General features: G+C 30.4%; 24 protein-coding genes. 7 read left to right on the top strand and 17 right to left on the bottom strand.

Going from position 1 to position 20,045, the window contains the following annotated elements; all coding sequences use genetic code 11:
- Window positions 1–52 precede the first annotated feature (52 nt).
- Together HRU50_RS00120 and HRU50_RS00115 are read left to right on the top strand one after the other, a co-directional pair.
- Window positions 53–1,171: an AAA family ATPase gene (locus HRU50_RS00120; RefSeq protein ID WP_296346848.1), complete on the top strand. Its 1,119-nt coding sequence runs from the start codon at window positions 53–55 to the stop codon at window positions 1,169–1,171.
- 77 nt (window positions 1,172–1,248) lie between these two features.
- Complete coding sequence (locus HRU50_RS00115) at window positions 1,249–1,836, top strand: hypothetical protein (RefSeq protein WP_296346846.1); 588 nt, start codon at window positions 1,249–1,251, stop codon at window positions 1,834–1,836.
- A 64-nt stretch (window positions 1,837–1,900) separates the two neighbouring features.
- On the opposite strand, the gene HRU50_RS00110 is transcribed toward HRU50_RS00115, so the two are convergent.
- The 15 genes from HRU50_RS00110 to HRU50_RS00040 all read right to left on the bottom strand — a co-directional run bounded on the left by HRU50_RS00110 (window position 1,901) and on the right by HRU50_RS00040 (window position 15,084).
- Entirely contained in the window at window positions 1,901–3,037 is a 1,137-nt protein-coding gene (locus HRU50_RS00110; protein WP_296346844.1) for a DUF3800 domain-containing protein, read from the bottom strand.
- A complete protein-coding gene (locus HRU50_RS00105) occupies window positions 3,038–5,254 on the bottom strand; it encodes an N-6 DNA methylase (RefSeq protein ID WP_296346842.1) in 2,217 nt (738 codons plus the stop codon).
- A 60-nt stretch (window positions 5,255–5,314) separates the two neighbouring features.
- The gene (locus HRU50_RS00100; protein WP_296346839.1) at window positions 5,315–6,271 is read right to left on the bottom strand and encodes a hypothetical protein; all 957 of its coding nucleotides are present in this window, start codon (window positions 6,269–6,271) and stop codon (window positions 5,315–5,317) included.
- Window positions 6,272–6,437: 166 nt separating this feature from the next.
- Window positions 6,438–7,085 carry an NUMOD1 domain-containing DNA-binding protein gene (locus tag HRU50_RS00095; RefSeq protein WP_296346837.1) on the bottom strand — a complete coding sequence of 216 codons (648 nt, stop codon included), beginning with the start codon at window positions 7,083–7,085 and terminating at the stop codon, window positions 6,438–6,440.
- 102 nt (window positions 7,086–7,187) lie between these two features.
- Window positions 7,188–8,468 (bottom strand): hypothetical protein, encoded by a 1,281-nt coding sequence (locus HRU50_RS00090; protein WP_296346835.1) that lies wholly within the window; start codon window positions 8,466–8,468, stop codon window positions 7,188–7,190.
- 488 nt (window positions 8,469–8,956) lie between these two features.
- A complete protein-coding gene (locus HRU50_RS00085; RefSeq protein WP_296346834.1) occupies window positions 8,957–9,208 on the bottom strand; it encodes a hypothetical protein in 252 nt (83 codons plus the stop codon).
- 23 nt (window positions 9,209–9,231) lie between these two features.
- On the bottom strand, window positions 9,232–10,212 hold the full coding sequence (locus tag HRU50_RS00080; protein ID WP_296346831.1) for a DUF3871 family protein: 981 nt from the start codon (window positions 10,210–10,212) through the stop codon (window positions 9,232–9,234).
- Window positions 10,175–11,083, bottom strand: a complete 909-nt coding sequence (locus tag HRU50_RS00075) for an AAA family ATPase (RefSeq protein WP_296346829.1) — start codon at window positions 11,081–11,083, stop codon at window positions 10,175–10,177. Before HRU50_RS00075 ends, HRU50_RS00080 begins: the two co-directional genes overlap by 38 nt.
- A 103-nt stretch (window positions 11,084–11,186) precedes the next feature.
- The gene (locus HRU50_RS00070; RefSeq protein ID WP_296346827.1) at window positions 11,187–11,531 is read right to left on the bottom strand and encodes a hypothetical protein; all 345 of its coding nucleotides are present in this window, start codon (window positions 11,529–11,531) and stop codon (window positions 11,187–11,189) included.
- A 186-nt stretch (window positions 11,532–11,717) separates the two neighbouring features.
- The gene (locus tag HRU50_RS00065; protein ID WP_296346825.1) at window positions 11,718–12,056 is read right to left on the bottom strand and encodes a hypothetical protein; all 339 of its coding nucleotides are present in this window, start codon (window positions 12,054–12,056) and stop codon (window positions 11,718–11,720) included.
- A gap of 2 nt (window positions 12,057–12,058) precedes the next feature.
- Window positions 12,059–12,838: a hypothetical protein gene (locus tag HRU50_RS00060; RefSeq protein ID WP_296346823.1), complete on the bottom strand. Its 780-nt coding sequence runs from the start codon at window positions 12,836–12,838 to the stop codon at window positions 12,059–12,061.
- 11 nt (window positions 12,839–12,849) lie between these two features.
- Window positions 12,850–13,206, bottom strand: coding sequence for a hypothetical protein (locus HRU50_RS00055; RefSeq protein WP_296346821.1), 357 nt, complete (start codon window positions 13,204–13,206; stop codon window positions 12,850–12,852).
- A complete protein-coding gene (locus HRU50_RS00050; RefSeq protein ID WP_296346819.1) occupies window positions 13,207–13,824 on the bottom strand; it encodes a hypothetical protein in 618 nt (205 codons plus the stop codon). It abuts the gene before it with no gap.
- Between the two features lie 16 nt (window positions 13,825–13,840).
- A complete protein-coding gene (locus tag HRU50_RS00045) occupies window positions 13,841–14,476 on the bottom strand; it encodes a hypothetical protein (RefSeq protein WP_296346818.1) in 636 nt (211 codons plus the stop codon).
- An 86-nt stretch (window positions 14,477–14,562) separates the two neighbouring features.
- Complete coding sequence (locus HRU50_RS00040) at window positions 14,563–15,084, bottom strand: hypothetical protein (RefSeq protein ID WP_296346816.1); 522 nt, start codon at window positions 15,082–15,084, stop codon at window positions 14,563–14,565.
- Between the two features lie 619 nt (window positions 15,085–15,703).
- On the opposite strand from HRU50_RS00040, the gene HRU50_RS00035 reads away from it, so the two are divergent.
- On the top strand, window positions 15,704–16,204 hold the full coding sequence (locus HRU50_RS00035; RefSeq protein WP_296346814.1) for a hypothetical protein: 501 nt from the start codon (window positions 15,704–15,706) through the stop codon (window positions 16,202–16,204).
- Window positions 16,182–16,748, top strand: coding sequence for a hypothetical protein (locus HRU50_RS00030; protein WP_296346812.1), 567 nt, complete (start codon window positions 16,182–16,184; stop codon window positions 16,746–16,748). The genes HRU50_RS00035 and HRU50_RS00030 overlap by 23 nt, the downstream gene beginning before the upstream one ends.
- A gap of 66 nt (window positions 16,749–16,814) precedes the next feature.
- Here HRU50_RS00030 and HRU50_RS00025 read toward each other — a convergent pair whose 3' ends face one another.
- Both HRU50_RS00025 and HRU50_RS00020 read right to left on the bottom strand, forming a co-directional pair.
- Window positions 16,815–18,008 (bottom strand): site-specific integrase, encoded by a 1,194-nt coding sequence (locus tag HRU50_RS00025; protein ID WP_296346810.1) that lies wholly within the window; start codon window positions 18,006–18,008, stop codon window positions 16,815–16,817.
- Window positions 18,009–18,266: 258 nt separating this feature from the next.
- Window positions 18,267–18,593 (bottom strand): helix-turn-helix transcriptional regulator, encoded by a 327-nt coding sequence (locus HRU50_RS00020; RefSeq protein ID WP_296346808.1) that lies wholly within the window; start codon window positions 18,591–18,593, stop codon window positions 18,267–18,269.
- Between the two features lie 75 nt (window positions 18,594–18,668).
- On the opposite strand from HRU50_RS00020, the gene HRU50_RS00015 reads away from it, so the two are divergent.
- From HRU50_RS00015 to HRU50_RS00005, 3 genes are all read left to right on the top strand, one after another.
- Window positions 18,669–18,956 carry a hypothetical protein gene (locus HRU50_RS00015; protein ID WP_296346805.1) on the top strand — a complete coding sequence of 96 codons (288 nt, stop codon included), beginning with the start codon at window positions 18,669–18,671 and terminating at the stop codon, window positions 18,954–18,956.
- Between the two features lie 11 nt (window positions 18,957–18,967).
- Window positions 18,968–19,555, top strand: a complete 588-nt coding sequence (locus HRU50_RS00010) for a hypothetical protein (RefSeq protein WP_296346804.1) — start codon at window positions 18,968–18,970, stop codon at window positions 19,553–19,555.
- Window positions 19,556–19,750: 195 nt separating this feature from the next.
- Window positions 19,751–20,045 (top strand): hypothetical protein (locus HRU50_RS00005; RefSeq protein ID WP_296346802.1); only part of this gene is annotated, 295 nt, incomplete at its 3' end.

Raw genomic sequence — 20,045 nt, 5'->3', positions numbered from 1 at the left:
TGTCCTTTATAAATATATAAAAAGGACAAGTCCTTTTTTTATGGTATGTAATATGGAAGAAAAGAAAGCTGATCTTAGTAAATTTTTGTTAGGTCGATCTTTAGATGATTTAAAAGATAAAAACAAAAGAGCTGAACTAAACCGTGAGTATGCAGAAATCTCTAAAAAAAATCAAGAGATTCCAACTAAGGCTAATGAGAAAAAATTTGATAAGCCTTCTAAAGAGAAAAAAGCTATATACTCGAATCAGCATATTTTTACTGCGTTTGATTTATATCATTTAGAGATAAAACCCACATATAAGCTAGTAGAACCTTTCTTTCAAAAAATTGGCTTGGCCTCACTGGTTGGTTCTTCTGACACTGGCAAGTCTACTCTTTTACGCCAATTAGCTCTATCTGTAGCTCTAGGAAAGGATAGATTTTTGGGTTTTAAGTTAAATACCAACTCTAACAAAGTCCTTTATGTAAGTTCTGAAGATGACCCAGAGTCTACCCAACTAATGATTATTAAACAATTAAAAAGTCTCCTTGAAGATTCTGAACTAAGTAAGCTAAATAATCTCAGCTTTATTTTTGATACTGAAAATTTGCTTACCGATATAACCAAACTATTGGAAGAAAAACAACATGATCTTATTATCATAGATACCTTTGCAGATATATTTAATAAAGAAATCAACTCTAACACTCAAGTAAGGCAGTTTTTAAACGATTACCATAAATTGGCTATCAAGCATAAGTGTCTCATCATCTTCTTGCATCATATTGGTAAACGCACTGAAAGGAAGGGTCCTTCTAAAAATAACATCATAGGTTCACAAGCATTTGAAGCTAAAATGCGTTCTGTCTTAGACTTGAAATTATCTAATAGCACTGACGAGCGTTATCTTACTATCCTTAAATGTAACTTCTTACCCTCTGAATATAAAAACAAAAGCTATGTGATAAAATTCAATGAGCATCTAGTATTTGAAAACACTAACAAAAAAGTGCAAATTGGTAACATCACTAAACGAAACAACCCTGATATTATAAAGGCGGTTCTAAGACTAACCTATGAGGAAAAACTTAAAAATAGAGAAGTTGAGGAAAAATTAAAAAATACACCTTTAGCCGTTAGTAAAAGTGTAGTGAATCTAATTTTGCAAGATCATGAAGAGAAAAAATAAATAGTTAACTCTTTTTGTTGAATCAAATCTGTGTAATCATTTAACCTAATAATTCTCCACTCAAAATTTAATACACTTTGAAAAAAGACTATTCAATTTCCCCTAATTTACCATCTAAAGATGAACTTTATATTAAAGAATTCTTAGACTTAAACAGTATAAGTTACATCACTGAATACAAAATAAAAGGTTTAAAAAATGATGATCGCTCATATAGAGTTGTAGATTTTTATTTAACCAAATTAGACGTATACTTTGAATATTATGGCATGTATAATGCCAATAAAGCTAAAAGAGCTGAATACGATTTTAAGACAAAGATTTATATTGAAAATAATTTACCAACCTTAATTATTTACCCTCATGAGTTGGGATATTTAGAGTATGCTTTTCATCATAAATTACTAAAACTACTTAGAATACCTAAATACTATAATAGGTATAAAATAATACGTTATAAACTTAGCAGATACTTTACTTTGGGAAAACCTTATTATATAATTTTTGCTTTAGTATCATTATATCTTGGGGCACAAGCATTAGTAGCCTCACAACATCATTACGATATTTTTTACAGTATATATTTAATTGCATCAGCTCTAATTATTGGGTTTATTGGTGATACTATTAGAACTCTATATTTAATCTTCGCAAAGGATAAATAGAAGACCACTTCATTTTATTAATTTTTCACTAAAAAACATTTGGTTAAAATTAGTGGTGGTGTTATTATTTTGACAAGGTGTCAACTAAATTTTTGAGTTCTTCTATATCAGATAGCGGAATAAAATCCCCAACCGTCTTATTTGCGAAAACACTATTAGCAATCTCTATTTTTTTTAGCATTGGCAGAATATATTTCATGTAATGCGTAAAATAGGTATGAACGTCTGATTTACTCACAGCTAATTTATAACCACTTTTACTGGATGATGAAACTATAATTATACCCTTGAATCTTAATTCTTTTACAATTATTCGCAAATTTTCAATTGAGAGTTCTTTACCTCTATTATACTTTATAGCATTTGTAATTTCATAAGTTTGAGCATATTTAAACGGAAGAACTTTTTGATGCCACAGTAAATAATCAAGAACTGCTTTAGAAACAGTATCAGTTACCTCATCATAAATTTTAACTGCATCATTACGAACAATTTCATAAACTTCTGAATCAATTTTCTTTTCTGGGCTAGCAACAAAGGTTTTACTAACAGAATCCTCTGGAAAGAAAGTTATATTTGGTGTTATTGGTTTTAATGTATTAAATATATCTTCACTATTATTTGATATAAATGAAGCATTAAAAACTCTGCCATATGAACCTGCTATTAAATCAGCTAATTGAATAAGAGGTTCATCCTTATCATCCGAAATATGGTATTGTTCAAAAATATTGTTTTGATATTTCTGTACTATATAGTTTTTAAGTTCACTACTATATTTTTCACTAATTAAATTATCCATAAAAATCTCGAACTCTGAAAACTTATTGTTGATTTGAGAGACAAATATTCCTCTGAAATATTTATAAAAAACCTCTTTAAATCTTAGACCTCCAGTATCTTTTGATAACTTCTCTTTATCAACTACAAGCAGATATATAATGAAATTCAAATTTTTAATCAGATACTCTAAAATTTCAATTCTCTTTTTCTCACTTTTGAGAACCCTTGAACTTGATTTTATCGGATGACCATAAAAAAAGTCTTTACTAATTTTTTTTTGTACTTTTCTTGCTTGATTTAAATTTGATTCCTTTACAACAATAGCAGAATAAACAAAATGTGTAATATTTTTTACATCATTTTTATTTAATGTTGAAGTCCCAAACTCGTCTCCAAATATGTAAACCTTCTCACCCATTTAACTATTTTCCACAATTTGAATTTCCTCATCAGTTAACCCATATAACTCATACACCATTGCATCAATTTCTTTTTCTGTTTGGTTAATTTGGTTTTGTAGTACTTGGGCTTTTTGTTTGCTATCCTCAAAGAGTTCTAACCACTCAAACTCATCTTTTTTGGTTAGCTTCTCACCACCTGCTTTTTTAACGGCTTTATTGAGTTCTTTTGTAAAATCTGCAAAGTCTAACTCGTGCCAGTTTTCAAGTTTGCGGGTTAATTCTAATTCACTGTATTGGTGTAATACGTAAGTCGAGAATTTTGTATTAATTAAAACTAACTCTTTAATTTCTTTTGAAATCTTATCATATTCTTTCTCAACCTGCATAATAATTTGCTCATTAGGTTCAACAAATGGTAACTGCGATAGCAAAACAGGCTTAACTTGTGCCAAAGTTCTTCCTGTTTCAGAGGAAAGCAATCTATATAGGTAAGTTGAAATCTTTGAGTTTAAAAATGCAGATAAATATTTATTTGAAATTTTCGAATTACTACTAAATAAATAAAGCCCATCAGTAGGGTATATTCGTTCTTCGTCGATTGAAGTAATAATACTATCGCCTGTTATAACGCCTAATACCTTACTTTCTTTCTCAAATATTTTTTTATTTCTTGCTCTGTGTAAAGTGTAAAATGGATGTTTACCTTGTTTTACTTCTTTGCAGGTAATTCTTGGTAAATACTCCTCAATGTATTTGTAAATATTAGGAAAATCTGAAGGGTCATCACTTTTTGTTATATAGAACAAAAACTTATCTGAATCAATGGTATAAAAACGTTTTACATCAACTCCACCAGTTACAGTCCTTTTAATAAATTCCTTTTCTAATTGTCTTTTTTCAATTATGGCTTCATTAACAATGAATGCATCTTTTAAATCTGGGCTAACACCTCTTTGGATTCCATCATCATCAATATAATCTTTCAAAGTGGAATTTTTAAAGCGCTTTAGAAGCTTATATCCTTTTAAATTCTGTGTTGCAATTACCGTATTAGGTATAGAGTAAAATAAATCTTTCTCAACTTTAAAAGTTTTTATAATGCTAATATCATCATCTTTATACTTATTAAAATTACCTACTATTATTGGCTTTATAGATTCAGTTTTCTGGTAAATTAAAATAGCCGATGGTCGCGCAACTTCTTCGAAAATTCCATCTCCTACATTCAACGCTATATTAAGATGTGTTTCATTTAATATTCTTTCTCGAAGTTTAGAATTATCTTTTTGATAAAGAATAACATCAGGAATAATCATACCAATAACACCACCACTACTAATCAAGTCAATAGATTTATCCATAAAGAACATAAAAGAATCTACCATCCTAACTATTATATTTTGATGTTTACTTTTAATGAATTTTAAATCTAATTCCGGTAATTTAGCTCCCCAAGGCGGATTTCCAATAATCACATCAAAACCACCACTACTAAATACTTTAGGAAACTGTTCTTGCCAATTAAAGGCTTTATCGCCTGCAACTGTTTTGCTATCTATTAAACTATTACCACATTTAATATTAGAACTTAAATCGTTTAATTTACGTCGTGGTTGGGCTGTACGTAACCAAAGTGAAAGTTTTGCTATTTCTACAGACTCTTCGTTAAGGTCTACACCATAAATATTATTTTCTAAAATGGTATTTTCTATGTCTGGGAATTGAAAACCACCACCTAACACTTTAGTTTTTAACTCGTCTATGTAGTTATGTTCTTTTATTAAAAAGTCTAATGCCTGATTTAAAAATGCTCCAGAACCGCAGGCTGGGTCACAGATAGTTAATTGTAATAACCAATCTCTATAATCATCTAAAACAGTTACTAATTTTGTAATAGTACTCTTATTTCGGTTCTTTCTGCCCTTAAAATATTCTTCTTCTTTAAAGCCTAATTCAGCTTTCTTTTCATTGCATAGTTTACCAACTGTATTTTCTACAATGTATTTGGTAATGTATTTAGGTGTATAGAATACACCATCTTTTTTACGTTTAGATTTTTGTTTGTCAAAATCTGCACCTTCAATTTCGGCATTGACGCTTTCAATTTCATTTAATGAGTTTTCAAAAATGTGTCCTAGTATATTAACATCAACCTGGCTTTCAAAATCATATGTTGCCAGATTATGAGTGTATTTTGACAATAAGTCATCATCAATTTCGAGGCTGTCAAGCACAAGGTCTTTCTTAAATAAACCGCCATTATAAGCGTAAATTTCAGCCCTACTACTTGTACCTTACCTGCCTTGATCTAGATGCTTAAAATACTGCTTAAAAAGGCTATACAACGGTCTATCATCACCAAAATCAACATCTGCTTTCCACTTATCTATAATTTGAATTGTACTATTAGGTGGTAGTAAGCCTCTATCCTCTGCAAAGAAGATAAATAAAAATCTATCTATTAATTTTTGAGACTTTTTAAAAAGAGTAAGCTTAACATTCTTTTCTAATCGGGTCAGTTCAATTTGTTGCTCTTCTGTTAACTCATCAGCTTTTTTATTTGCACTAATGCGTTCAGAAGCTTCTTGCTTTAAACGTTTAGAATTTCGTTTAACCAAATCTCTGTACAGTTCTCTCTTAAACATTGAATAATCCTTGTAGAACTGTTTGGTGATTTTCTCTTCTTCAACGACAGAAGCCTCCTTTATACTTAAAGGAATGTTATTAATGAGATTGTCCTTATGTAAACAAAGATAGAATAGCTTAAAGCGTTCTTTCGTTAATTCAAACAAGTTAAACTCTTCAAATTCTGTAGCATCATTGACATAGAAACGTAGCTTTTCAAAATTTGATGTTATAACATAAATACACCCTTTTTGGTTTGCTTTGTAATCAAAGGCTTGTTTTCTAATACTTTCTAAATCTTTAGTATTTGTACCTTTTAATTCAATAACTCCGATGGCTAAATTGTCTTTTAAAATGGCGCCATCTGCCTTTCTTGCGTTGGTTTGATTTTTATATTCAGCAACCAGATTAAAATCTGCTTTAGGTTTTAAAATATAACCAAGAATATTCACGAATAATTCAGTCAAGAAAATGCCTTGATATTCTTCTTCCTTAGAACCTCTTATATTGTCTTGAATGGTCGGATTCAAGAAATACTTGCTATACCTTTTATAGGCCTTATCTATAGCTTGTTCCTCTTGTAATCTAAGTTGCTGTTTTAAGACAGAAGGCTGATATAATGACATTTAACTTTCAATTTAATTGGCACCTTAAAAATATGAATCTTTTGTAAGGATTACCTTATATATTAAAAAAAAAGGTGCTATAAAGCACCTAAATTTTTCACTATCAAATTTTAGTAGAACTGTTTGTCCTGTCCTTAATAAATATCCATAACGGACAAGTTCGTTATTATTGATACTGCCATATATAACCACCAGCGGACTTTCTCTCATTTCTACAAACTTTAGCTATGGATGTTTTATTTATATTACAATACCTACTAGCATCTGCCACAGAGCTGAAGTCTTTTATGAATTCCCCATTTAAAGTTAATTGTAACACTTTCTTTTGACGCTTGTCCCCAGACTTTACGAAAGTTTCAGTGTAGTCATATGTCCAATAATATCCTTTTAGGTACTTATTAACACTTAAACAAGTATTACTAATAGTCTTTTTATCTGAACCTATTGATATAGCAGCTTCTTCTAAGCTTGAATATGTAGCAACAAGATTCAATGAATTACGGTCATATTGATATATATTTTTTGTAATTCCTCCACCTCTATCTTGATTATATAATTTAGAATATTGTCCATACTCAGATATGTAATGCACCTCCTTTTGTGCCAATTCATTATTGGTTGAAGCAGTATCTATGCTTTCCCAACTAAAAGATTCTGGTCCATAAGTACAGATATCCTTATAAAACAAACTATCACCGTTATTAAATGCCACTTGTATATGCTCGTTTTTTCGAGCTTCTAATTTTCTTGTAGTTCCACCTATATAGATAGTACCGTCTATTTTATTTTCTACTTTGTAAATAATATAATTCATATTTTAAATTTTCTTTTAGGGAAGACCTCTTGAATCCCTTTATTCATAAGGGTTTCGATTCAAAATGACCACCTCAAAAGTGGTCATTTACTTTTGAAGTCCTTAAATCTGTACTAAATCTTCCGCTCGATTAATATATTTCCCGTCCAACCAATCACACAATAGACCCCTCATTCTTCGAGATGGAATAAATAGGTTCATTTCTTCTTTATTTCTAATACAACCTCTCCAAATCCATTGAATCAATTCACCTAATGCCCAAAGGTCTTCATCAAGTTGAATGCCTTTTTGAGCAAAAAAACTGCGGGTTTGTGGGTCAAAGTATCTATTTCCCAGATAAGCCATAGATCTCTTGTGAGCGTAATCATTAGAAGCTCTTGCATTTATAGAAATAAAACCTTTTGTAAAACCTTTCCCAGCTAACTTATGCTTGAAGTCTTTAAAGGTAGTATATGCATTTTCTTCAGATGTTGTCTTGAAGTTTCTCTTAAAGATGTTGGACACACTATTTGAGATTCTCCTAGATTTGGTTTTACTTGAGTTCTTTAACCAACTTTTGCTAAATGCATTATAACTCGAGTAGCAATTCGCCGCACCTTCATATATGCTTAATAAATTCTTTAAGCGAGTTAAGTCAGTACTACACTCATTACTTATAAGTATATATTGCAGGTTATGCAATTTAAAATAAGCAGACAAGAGACTACCTTCAAACAAATATGTTAAAATTTGAATCTCTTTAAACTCAATAAATATTTCAATTGGAAATACCCAAACAAGAAAATATTTATCCAAATAATAAACCGTACTATTATTACATAGATATTTTACATTTTTGAAAGCTTCATCAGTGTAATCATCATTAATGAACTTCACCTCAGAAGATTCATCATCAACAATAATCAAATCACCTTTTTTTATTAATTCAATATCTTGCGCACCAATAGTGAAGGTTTGTAATGGATTAATTACTTCATCTAATATTAAGATATAATCTGAAAATAAAGTGAAATCTGTTTTCTTCAAGCTAGTAAAAAGAGCATGAGTAGAGATAATTGATTCCCCATTTGATGCCATTTTTAAAAATTGACCTCTTTTATTAAGTGCTTCTTTTTTGGGTTTAGCGTTTAAATCAAATAAACCATTTTCATCTACAAGGTTTGTTTCATAACTAAATGAATACTTTCCCTCTTCCCCAATATCAACGGGCGTTAAAACTTTAGAACTATTTAGTTCGTCCATAACCCTTTTTATCTCTGTCTTAAAAGGTGTTATGTAAATAAACTTCTCACCATTATCCAGATATTTTTTCATTCGTATAATTGCATCATAAGTTTTCCCGCTACCCATAATAGCATCATATACTTTTATTTTTTCTGTCATATTTACTTCTATTGCCCAATATTCAAACAGCATTTATCATTAATCTCAATGGAATAGAATATTATACCAAATGAAAAGCCGTACTTTAATTGCACGGCCCAATTCATAAGTATTCGGATATGTATTTTTTCTTTTTGTTTTTCCTTATTTTCTTATTTTTTTGATTTTTTTAATCCAATAACTTAATGGTATTAAACCATCGTTTTTTGTTTAGACGAATTAGTAATCAAAACCTTACAAAAAAATCACTTTTTTAAATGTTAACAACTAATTAATCATAAACTGAATATACGAAAAAAAATTGAGAAATCCAAATATTTTTGAGGTTATTTCACTAGTAATTAGGTGTTTATAACACATTTCTACAAACACCTGAATTACTAACTTTAATCAATTGAAATCATTTTCAGTAGTTCTTTGGTTTATAGAGTAAAGAACAGTCTCAAAACACATTATCATGTGGAAAATACAGCATAAAAACTCTTCTGCTAATCAAGAAGTATTTCAAAGTGGTAATAGAAATAGGCTTTGCCTTTAACAATATATACAGTAGTTAATTCATAGGTGATTTTAACCAGGTCTACATTCACTATTTGGTCTCTTTCAAGTTCTCCAACATCTTGAATTACTCTAACCTCAAAAGGGCAAAATAACTGCTTTAATATGTTATTCAATGTCACCACATATAAGATCCTTGGATTGCAGTATTTTAATAATTCTGCTAATTGCTTATCGCTCATAATTGCACGTTTTAGCTATGTAATTAATGTTGCAGAAACCAATTAGGACTTTGTTGTTTTATAGATTTACTAAGGTGATTGATAAATTCGTATGCATTACGGTTTCTGCTTAAAAAGTTATCTATGTAGTTACTCTTAGCACTTTCCGTGAAAAGGTTATAAAGACTCCATAGGTTAATTAAACCTTCTGTATCTGCCTTAAAATTATCATCATCGACATAATTCTTCACAATAGTATTTATTTGAGAATCTGTAGTTTTCAGTTCAAACAGATTTTTCTTTAAGCTTTTATCTAAGTGATGGTATAACTTCATCTTTCCTATTAAGTGCGAAAACTCATCTTGGCTAATTACCATAGTATTTAAATCTCTCATTGAGGCTATGTGCGACTCTTCATCATACGATAAAAACAAATCTTTGGCTTTTGACTTTAGCTCTTCTAAACTACTAACTCTTAAATCATCTTTTAGTCCATCTGTAGCTATGCACAGGTTACAACACACCATATTTTTAAATCCAATGAAGATTTTAAACTTCTCAATGGATTTCTTAGAGAATAAGTTCTGCTCGGAATAGCTTCTAACACCTCCTACAGTTAAATTCAATTTCTGGTTATTGATGTAACTGTTTACATGAGGTATTTCCATCATAAAAGCCATGCGCTCATAGTAAATGGTCTTTTCGTGGTCTAGTAGTTCCTTCGCAGGTTTACCTATTGCTGAAGGTATTCTACCTTTGATAATATGCGATGTTCTAATATTTGGCACTGTCAAATCTCCTTCAGGAAATAATCGCTGTGCTGTTTCTCTAACTGCATCTATAAATTCAAAATGCGGTATAGTATTCTCGTTGTCTTTAGCAAATACCGGTATAATACAGTCTTTTTTTAAATGGGAAAGCGTGACTTGTTGTGTATTTGCTTCAATGAACTTATTGTTGGTGTTCATTGATGATTCTATCTCGTGGCTACTCACCACTTGTTGTGCTACTGTTGTTAATTCCATTGGGTTGAATTGATTTAGATTTTATAATGTCTTTGTTTTCTATAATTTGAGTACTACTCTCTATTTCAGATTTACGCTGAAGAATTAATGGCTTTATTTGAGATTGCAATGAATTATACTTTTCATACAAATGTCGCAGTCCTTCTAAAGTTGTTGCAGTTTTAATTTCTTGTTTTATAGTATCTAATGAGACACCTTGATTACACCATGCAATTAGCTTTTTGCCTGTTACTGCATTAATAATAAACTCTGGTTTACCTGAGAAGAGATTGGTTCTGTCCTTACTTACTTTACATAAATGATTATCATTTACAAGTTCAAAATTTACTGTGAGCTCATACTCCCATCCTTCTCTAGTAATTTCTTTAGTACCGTGTTTTACAACTTTGGTTCTGCCATTATTTCCAACATCTAGAGAATAGTCTATTTTACGTCTAGCAGTAGTAATTATGTGACACTTAGATTGTAGTATCTTATCTATAAAAGCTTGGTGTCTTGGTGTTACTTTAGCCCAATCTTGGAATCTACCTCCGAGTTGTTCATGAATTTGTAAGCAACCTCCTTTACCTTGCCATTCATGAGTGATACTATCAATAATAATGACCTCCATATTGGCTTTTTCACAAGTCTCTATAGCTTCAATATATCGCTCTGGACTATAGGGTGCATTTAGGTTTAAGACATTAAAATTTCCTAAGTTGGCATACAGACTTGCTGAAGCATTTTCTGTATCTATTACAGCTATTTTAGACCAGTTATTGGTCATACCATAAGCCAATTGTAAAGCACTGTAAGTTTTGCCAAATCCACTTGCCCCACTTACCCCAAGTCTTAATTTTACATTGTGTCTTTGTGTTTGTTGTAATTTCATAATTTGTATTATTTACATTTATAATATTTCTGATTATAGATTGACATAAAAAAAAAGAGCCTCTTCTTCAGAGACTCTTCTAGTTTTCAATCATGATTGATTTTTAAATCACCAATTGTGGTTCTACCATATGCTCTTTAACCTTAACTTCATCTTCACCCAAATATTCATAGCGGTGTGAAAGTGTTATGATTTCACCGGTCTTAGGTATTGCATATTCATAAGGTTGTACTTCTACCTTTTCAATTTTGCCTGGCATTTCTGTTCCAATAAGATTTTGGCAAGTTTCTTCATCAAACGTACAAGCAACGCGAGCTTGTCTAATTGTAAGATACGTTCTATCCGTGTGTTTACTTTTAACAGCTTCAATTCCTCCTTGTACTAATAAGCTGTGAAATTCCGACCCATCTTCTCTACGATAGGTTTTGTAATCGATAATTTTTACCATAATAAATGATTTAATGTTATGCAAACCCACCGCGGGTATGCTCGAAACTAAAAAAGCGTAGGGGGTGATAGGATAGATTATATCACGCATTCTACATATATAGTAAAAACTTTTAGGGGGGTACTTTTGAAATTTAGATATTCAATTTTATCAAACCAACTTGAAAATTTTTTTTGGGAAAATTTTTTAATCCCAGATTATTCCCGTATCAGAGAATTTTAGGTTATCACATTTTGTACATGGGCATTTATAAAGGCCATCAGTAATTATATTTTCAAAGCTTTTAAATACAATACCGTTTCCTTTTTTTAGAATTAGATCTTTATTATTATATGGTATCTTGTCTTTGGTTTCACAACTTGCACATAGTTTTTCTTCTTTCAACAGATTACCGCTAACAACTTCTTGACACGTTTTGCAGTAATGCGGAAAATACTGTGTGGTTTTAAAATTCAACCTTCCACCTCCAACTGTAATGTCTTTCTCATAACCGCAACCGCATGTTGCTTTAATTACTGAACCCATGTTTATGTGACAATTCTAATTGGTGGGTAATAATCGATTTGTCTTTCTATAATAGCTTGAGGTATATTATCAATATAATCAACTCTTTTAATCCAATTTCCATTAGAATCATAGTTATAATCAAAGGATTTATTAGGACTTAAAACACCATCTAAACTATATAATTCCTTCCACTCAATAGGATTGTTCATGCAATCAAATTTTCTACTGTATTTAGATTCTAAAATCCCTTCTTTATTGAAATGACTCCATTCAATTCCATTTCCAAAATCATCAAAAACTGTTACACGCTTGAAGTCTAAACTTCCATCTTGATTATAGTTCGACATTTCTATTTGATTTCCATTTTTATCATAAATACATTTAGATCTGTTAATACGATTACTCATGTAAGAATAAACTACTGTATTCGAGAGTCTCCCATTATTACTATAACTGGTTTCAACTTTATGAATTATTTTACCATCCGAACTAGAAAATATACTTACCTCATTTCCGTTTTCCTTTTTATCTATAACATTTTGATTTCTTAAACTGCCATCCTTATTAAAGCATTTTTCTTCTACTAATTCTTGTTTAACATTATACTTCTTTGTTATACTATACAATAATTTACAATTACTATCAAAATAGACCTCTTCAACAATATTACCACGTAAATTAAACTCTTTTACAAAATCGTGCTCATAATCAAACCTTTTTTGTTCTCCTTTTACAAGTATACCATGTTTCTCAATTGCCTCCCATGATACTTCTACTATCGTTTTAATTTTTCCTACCATATAAATATCTTTTAAAATGGTAAATTCTGTGTTAATAAAATATTTAGTTTATTCTTGCATTCTTCCACACGATAAAAATCTGGACTTTCTTGAAAAATCACGTAACGTAAGACTAGGTCATTTGTAGTTGGATTATAGAAAGCATATGCATCTTTATCTGGATAGCAGAAGTTACATTTAGATGATTGCACATCTAGGGAAGTAATTCCTTTAGACTTTAATTCTTCAAAAAGTATTTTGAAACTTTCAATCAGCTCATTTTTATTATTGTAAGAGTAGCTTATTTTTTCGTCAATATCATTTAGGCATTTAATATCAAGATTGCCAATTGACTGAACTAATATTTCATTTATATCTTTAATATTCATTTAAAAGGTTTTAACTAATAGTAGAATAAATGAGATGAGAAAACCCGATGTCATAATCAGAGAAATTAAAGTCATTAAACAGCCCTTTTTATTATTTTCGCTAGTGACTTCAAGTGTTAATTTGAGCATTTCATCTGAAGATTTCATAAATTTGTCAAAGTTGTTCCATTCTTCTTTTGGTTTGGATTTAAGATATTCTAAATCTTTGTTGAATGGCTCATAATTTTTATCTTCTGCAACTTTAGGCTGTAATGTTGGCTTTGATGATTTGACTTTAACATATCCTAATTTTAAAGCTTGATATTCTTCTTTTGCAAAATGTTTAAATGCACAATCGTAAATTAACTTTTGCCAATCCATAGAAGTCATATCCTTCGAAAAATACATTGAGTTTGTTTCACAAATGGTTCTCAATCCTTTCATAGTAACAATAGTAAAAAACACTCTACCGTCCTTAGCTGGATTAAGTTCGTAAAAATCATATGCTGTTTTAAAATTTGCTAAAGGTACTTGATATGCTAGTTTTCTGCTATCATCAGAGACCATTGAAGCACCTTTACCTTGTATGACCTCATTAACAGCCCTTTTAAAGTTTGGATATTTTTCAGATAATTTCATTATTATTTAATTGATTTTATTGTATAAGTTTTAGTTTAAGCCCTTCAACCTCGTATACTTTATCTTCGTATTGGGTTGCATTAGACCAATTTCTCGAGGTAATTAACTTATTTTTTTTATCAGTTTTAATTAACCTAACATGATCCCAGTCTTTGGCATGTCCGTAAATATTAGCTGTGGGGTTAAACAAGTAATACTTCCAGTGTTTATCATTAACTGGTATTCTAAAATCTAGTTCTCCATCAAAATTAAAATCATCAAATTGGAATTGAATTAAACCTAAAGCTTTAGCATCTTCAAGGTTATACAAAGTATTTAAATTATTGCCCCTCTTGTAAATCTCTAATTCTTTAATACCACCATAATGCCCTATATTATCTGAAAAGCTTAATTTTTGATCCCAGATCACCTTAAAGCTTAAATGATTAGCTTTAAACATCTTGGTGTATTTTGTTACGTCAATATTGATGGAAATCGAATCTAAAAATTCATCAGAAAAGCTTTCATTGTTCTTAGATAGTTCCAAGTGTTCTTCATCACCTATAACTTCTTTTCTTTGATCCTTTGAAAGGTTCAAGCAGGAAATAACAAGCATATTGAAGCATAAAAATGTAATATTGTATAACCATTCTGATTTAATTAATACTGGCATAGTTTAAAGTGGTGTATATATAAAAACTATCTTGTGAATGTCTAGCTTAAAAATTAATAAATAAGCTCATTTTTCTAAGTTTAACATTAGTCAAACAACTCCCTTATAAGACTTGGAACATCAGTTCTTTTTTTTGTTATTAAATCTCCTGAATCCGAATCTTTATTTGAAACTGAATAATCCCCATCTGAAGTTGAAAACACACAATCAACACACTTTATTGAATAGCGAATAGAATATATATTGCTACTCTTCATTTTATTCAATTCTTCATTTGTTAAAAAATATACCGACGAAGTGATATTATCAACCATATCATTTTTATTCCCATCTATACAAGATATAACTGTACCATCGTCTAGGTATATAATCAATTTACCTTTTATGCGGTCATTTGTAGAAGTGACTTTTTTACTAACCACAATCATTCCTTTATTACCATCTTTGGCTATTAAAACACTTAACCCCTCATTTAGAAATCCCATATTAGAATCTAAAACAAATGTTTCTGTACAGGGATAAGATTTCTCACCAATTAAAAACAGGTTTTGACCGTAACAGATAGACTGTATTCCCACTAAGACTGTTATTAATAAACTTTTAATCATATTGTATCTTTAAATTTAAATATTCCTTTAGTTCATAAATCCATAGTTTAAAGGTAGATTCCGTAAGACTTAAATGGTTACGGTTAACCTCAAATTATCAGGCTTTTATTCATTAATATGCTAGGTTCGGTAAAAATTAAATTGTTGTAAGGAAAGAAAAAAGGTGTGAACCTCCTGCTTGTATTAGCTGTAAGAAGGTTCCGCTAAGACCCTAACCAAACTAAACAGCACAGAGATAACACACCCGTATAGGTGTGCATCCACTTAATTGTACTGCTCTTTTGGTTATTGAAAATTTAGCGGATTTCCTTACAAAGAGCTTATTTAAGCAAACACTTAATTTCTTATGTTATGTAATACCTTGTATTACAATGTAAATGTAATTATTTTCTTGGTTTATTTTAAGTTTATAATTATCACAGTGAGTTTTTTATGAAGTTTATTATCAATAATTATTATTAACGATAATTTAATCAAAATACGTAACGTTACGTATAGTATTTCTATGAATTAATACTTAATTTTACTAAAGGGAAATCAATTATAAAACCTTATAAATTATAAGATAAAACCTATTGAAAACGTTCAAAAATAGATGTGTTATTTAAAATAATCCGTTATGAAAAAACTCATTTTTTTACTTTTAATAACACTAACACTAAATTGTTGTGATGATGACGACAGCTCATCTCAAGACCCAATAGATCAATTACCACCAGAAACTCAAACTGGGGAAAATACATTTGCTTATCTATTAAACGGTGAACTTGTTAATATAACTAATACTCCTAATCAATTTGCAATTTATCAAGGCGGTGGTGTCCAATTTGGTGGTGGTGGAGTTTTCATTGTAGCCTTAGATCCCTTTGACATAAATATAACATATCAGTTTATGGATATTAGCGAAGGCACCTCCAGAGCACGTTACACATCACAAGTTTCTGAAAACACATTTTGCCTTTATGAATATGGCGATACCTACGAAGGATATGTACGATTTACTAATATAGACACCGAGAATTTCATTATATCTGGCACTTTTGAATATTCCACTATCAGAGAAGGTTGCCAAGATATAAATATTACAAACGGAAGGTTTGACCTTCAATATATACCTTAAAACGCAGGTAATATTTGGCTATGAAAAAATTACTTTACTACTTGTTATTACCTTAATTCTTTGGTCTTGTAGCAATGACAATAACAATTGTCACGGTATAGACTGCTTACCACCAGCCACACAAACAGGCGAGGGTACTTTTGGATGCCTTGTAAATGGAGAACCCTATGTTGACAATAGTGGCTCTTTTAACTGCTATTATCAATTTGTGGATGGTGAATATTATTTTAACATCAGTCCAAAAAAAGATATAATTAACATCGATCAAATTAGAATTTCATCTAATATGATGGAATTTGTTTTAAACACCTCCATTGAATTAAATGAGAATTCTCCTAATGAGTTTTATGCGGAAATAGGATTATTAGATACACCAGGAGATTTTACGACCACCAATGAAATTGATGGTACCATAATAATCACAAAATTTGACGCAGAATCAAATATCGTGTCTGCATTATTTGAATTTAATATTCTTATTCCTAGTACAGGGGAAACTATACATATAACAGAAGGTCGCTTCGACTCATTATTTACAGAATAAGAAAAGTCAGTGCATTTAAAATGTTAGTCTATGTGAGCTAATATTCAGGAAAATTAAGCCGTTAACCTATAATCTGTCCTTCAACCTTTCAATTGCTGAACTTACTTTTTTCTGAACAATTTTCCCATAATGCGATTGTGTGATTGTGATGTTAGAATGTCCTAATAACTCACTTACAATTTCCATAGGTACATCGTTATATAACAATACTGTTGTTGCAAAAGTTTTTCTCGCAACATGAGTTGTAAGGTTCTTATCTATATTTACAATATCAGCAATCTCCTTTAGGTATGAATTATACTTTTGATTGGAAATTCGTCTAAATATATTATCGCCTATTGGTTGCTTGTCAATAATCTGTTGAGCTTTAGGAAGTATAGGTATAGATAATTCTCTTGAAGTCTTAACTCTTGTAATCCTAATCCAATTATTACCATCAAATTCTTTATAAATGTGCTTAGGCTTTAGATTCATTAACTCCATATATGGCAGACCTGTATAACAACAAAATATAAACAAGTCTTTTATATAATTGAGCTTAGATTGTTTGAACTCATAGGATTCCAAACGTTTTAATTCTTTAGTTGTAAGATAAATGACTTTAGTAATTTGACGTTTTCTTTTGTAAAGTATAAATGGGTCTTTTTCTATAAATCCCTCTGCAAGAGCTAATTTTATGATTTTTCTAACACGTTGAATACTTTTGTTTATAGTAACCTGTCTATGACCAAGTTCAGACTTACAATAAAAATCAAAATCTTTTAAATAGTTCAAAGTGATTGATTCCAGTAATATATCTTTCTTATCATACTTAAATTTTATAAAATTAGCTGCATGATCTCTTGCAGTAGAAAACTTCGCATAAGTAGACGCTGCATATTCAATACCTATAAGTCTTTTCATTCTATTATTATGTAATTCGAAAACTTCCAATAAGGTTTTATCAGCTTTAATAGTTTCACCTTTGTACTTTAAGTGGATATCTTCAACATCAAATACATCACTATTAACTAATAAAAACAAAAAAGCCTTATTAATTTCTTGACTAATAAGGCTTAACTGTGTGTTAATGTGACCGTACTTATTTTGTGGTAATGCTAATTGCTTTTTACTATCCCAATAATCAGGATTGATAAATATACCCGTAGAGAATTCCTTTCGTTTTTTATTAAATGTCAACCTACATCTTATTGGACATTTACCTCGTTTATTTAATCTACTCTTTTGAAGAAGAAATAATATTGAAATTTTATTATTCATTGATTTATTTGGATTTAAAAATGGTACACCTCGATTTAAAAATGGTACACCTAATGGTACACCTTTATTTGTTGAAATATTAATTAATATGGTAATTATGAAAAAAGTCTGAAAGTACAGTAATAGGTTAAAAACCTAGTAATATCAAGGCATAAAAAAACCCTCACTGTTCTAGTGAAGGTTAATTTTGTGGGCGCGAAGGGACTCCGACACTTATGTTAACTGGTTGATTTTCAATATTGATAATTGTGTTTTGTGTCATTTTTGTGATAAAACGGTCTTTAATTGGCTGATTTTTCGTTCTAATTCCCTAACAATAACCTCAGGGCTTTTTGAATAAACAGCATCATTATCCGAAACCATATTAGGTGAATCCCCAAAAAATAAAAAATGTAATTCAGACGGAAAATAAGCCACAGCTTTTAAGATAAAATCTCCGCTAGGTCTTTCTCCATTAATATATCTACTCACTTGACCAGGGTGAATACCTGTCTCTTTAGCAAACCTTACTTGACTCACTTTATAATCCTTTAAAAGATGCTTAAAGCGTGTACCAAAACCATCAGTAATATGAGAAATATTCACTTATAGTAAATTTTATTTTGTTTTATTCACTTATAGTATATATATTTGAAAACGATTACAAACAAATACAAACACTTGAAAACAAATATAGACAATTTAAGAGACCTTTATGATATGCAAACGCATACTTCTGAGAAAGTCGTTAAGCTTCTAGAAGAGCACTTACCTCACGGTTATGCGAAAAAGGCTAAAGAAAAACTCTTAGAACAGACTCAAAGAAAAGTCTCAGAAACTTGGGTGAGACAGGTCAAAAACTTTCAAGCAAAAGATTTACAAATAGTAAATATTCTATTGATTATAGCAAAGGAAAACAAAGCTGTTGCGGAAGCTGAGTTGTCCAAAACCGAAAAATTAACCTCGTAATTCACAAATTTATGACGACAACAACACAGACAAGATTATATCCGGGCATGGTATGTAAGGGTATCGAAATTTTTAAAAGCGACGAAGGCGTAAAAGTAATATCCTCAGGTACGGTTATGAAATTTCATGATATACCATCACCTATATATCAGATATTAAGAGAGAGCATGACACAAGACAAAGCTGCTCTAGAGATATTAAAAGAATGGTATCCTAACAGTGAGCTTTGTCAACTCGAAAAATTTACAGAATGCAGGTTCGGAGGCTTAGACTTCACGCCAGATATTATTGATAACAAACTACAAGATGGTGAGTGGCATGATTGCCCATTTAGAGGAAAATGCAAAGGTGAAGGCATCGTATGTAAATCTTTAAAATTTAACGGAAACATTTTAACTAACCAAGACATTAGTCTATTAAGGTTGTTGTCTACTAATGATACTAACGAAGTCATTGCTTTAAAGTTAGATATATCATTTGGGCAATTTCATAAAGTGAAAAAGGCCTTATACGCTAAGCTTGGTAATATACAGACAAAACAAGAGGCAACATTAATTGCAATGAACCTCAATCTTATAAAAAGTACAAGTAATCATTAAGGCTTGTGTTGCTTCTATCTTAGAAGTATTGGTTGGTGTGAACCCGTCATTCCCTTATGATGTCGGGTTTTTTAAAATAGAAATATGAAAAACAATAATGAAAAACCACTAATAATAATCGCTTTAGCTGTAAAGTGGTTGCTAATACCTTCAATAATCATATACCTAATCTCACATATTTAATCCACCAAACCAATGACTAATCTTTTTTTCTTTATATTTGCCTTGCCAGAATTACTTAAATGTAGAGTAAATCAATTAGATTTTACTTTAAAACCACGCATAGGCGTAGTTTCTCTTAATTCCTTTTGCTCTGCATTTGGTGGTTCTGGCGAACATAAGGGAGCTACGCTCTTTTTTATCAATAATTGTAAATTCTTTACTAATGCCAGAACCAGTAAACAATTTACAGCAGGTGCACAAGGTGCAGTCTGCCGTAACGCCGCGGCCACGAAACGGACAAGACCTTTTACCAACTATTCAGCAACTT

The sequence above is a fragment of the Winogradskyella sp. genome, assembly GCF_013213835.1.
In the GTDB taxonomy this organism is placed as follows: Bacteria; Bacteroidota; Bacteroidia; order Flavobacteriales; family Flavobacteriaceae; genus Winogradskyella.
The sequence above is the reverse complement of the archived record's forward strand: the minus strand, read 5'-3'. Positions and strand labels throughout refer to the sequence as shown.

Bases quoted from the DNA above. Each gene is read 5' to 3' on its own strand.
- HRU50_RS00085 (WP_296346834.1), bottom strand. From the start codon at position 9,208: ATGAGCGATAAGCAATTAGCAGAATTATTAAAATACTGCAATCCAAGG.
- HRU50_RS00100 (WP_296346839.1), bottom strand. From the start codon at position 6,271: ATGTCATTATATCAGCCTTCTGTCTTAAAACAGCAACTTAGATTACAA.
- HRU50_RS00060 (WP_296346823.1), bottom strand. From the start codon at position 12,838: ATGGTAGGAAAAATTAAAACGATAGTAGAAGTATCATGGGAGGCAATT.
- HRU50_RS00050 (WP_296346819.1), bottom strand. From the start codon at position 13,824: ATGAAATTATCTGAAAAATATCCAAACTTTAAAAGGGCTGTTAATGAG.
- HRU50_RS00120 (WP_296346848.1), top strand. From the start codon at position 53: ATGGAAGAAAAGAAAGCTGATCTTAGTAAATTTTTGTTAGGTCGATCT.
- HRU50_RS00040 (WP_296346816.1), bottom strand. From the start codon at position 15,084: ATGATTAAAAGTTTATTAATAACAGTCTTAGTGGGAATACAGTCTATC.
- HRU50_RS00065 (WP_296346825.1), bottom strand. From the start codon at position 12,056: ATGGGTTCAGTAATTAAAGCAACATGCGGTTGCGGTTATGAGAAAGAC.
- HRU50_RS00010 (WP_296346804.1), top strand. From the start codon at position 18,968: ATGACGACAACAACACAGACAAGATTATATCCGGGCATGGTATGTAAG.
- HRU50_RS00080 (WP_296346831.1), bottom strand. From the start codon at position 10,212: ATGGAATTAACAACAGTAGCACAACAAGTGGTGAGTAGCCACGAGATA.
- HRU50_RS00025 (WP_296346810.1), bottom strand. From the start codon at position 18,008: ATGAATAATAAAATTTCAATATTATTTCTTCTTCAAAAGAGTAGATTA.
- HRU50_RS00110 (WP_296346844.1), bottom strand. From the start codon at position 3,037: ATGGGTGAGAAGGTTTACATATTTGGAGACGAGTTTGGGACTTCAACA.
- HRU50_RS00095 (WP_296346837.1), bottom strand. From the start codon at position 7,085: ATGAATTATATTATTTACAAAGTAGAAAATAAAATAGACGGTACTATC.
- HRU50_RS00035 (WP_296346814.1), top strand. From the start codon at position 15,704: ATGAAAAAACTCATTTTTTTACTTTTAATAACACTAACACTAAATTGT.
- HRU50_RS00090 (WP_296346835.1), bottom strand. From the start codon at position 8,468: ATGACAGAAAAAATAAAAGTATATGATGCTATTATGGGTAGCGGGAAA.
- HRU50_RS00055 (WP_296346821.1), bottom strand. From the start codon at position 13,206: ATGAATATTAAAGATATAAATGAAATATTAGTTCAGTCAATTGGCAAT.
- HRU50_RS00075 (WP_296346829.1), bottom strand. From the start codon at position 11,083: ATGAAATTACAACAAACACAAAGACACAATGTAAAATTAAGACTTGGG.
- HRU50_RS00045 (WP_296346818.1), bottom strand. From the start codon at position 14,476: ATGCCAGTATTAATTAAATCAGAATGGTTATACAATATTACATTTTTA.
- HRU50_RS00070 (WP_296346827.1), bottom strand. From the start codon at position 11,531: ATGGTAAAAATTATCGATTACAAAACCTATCGTAGAGAAGATGGGTCG.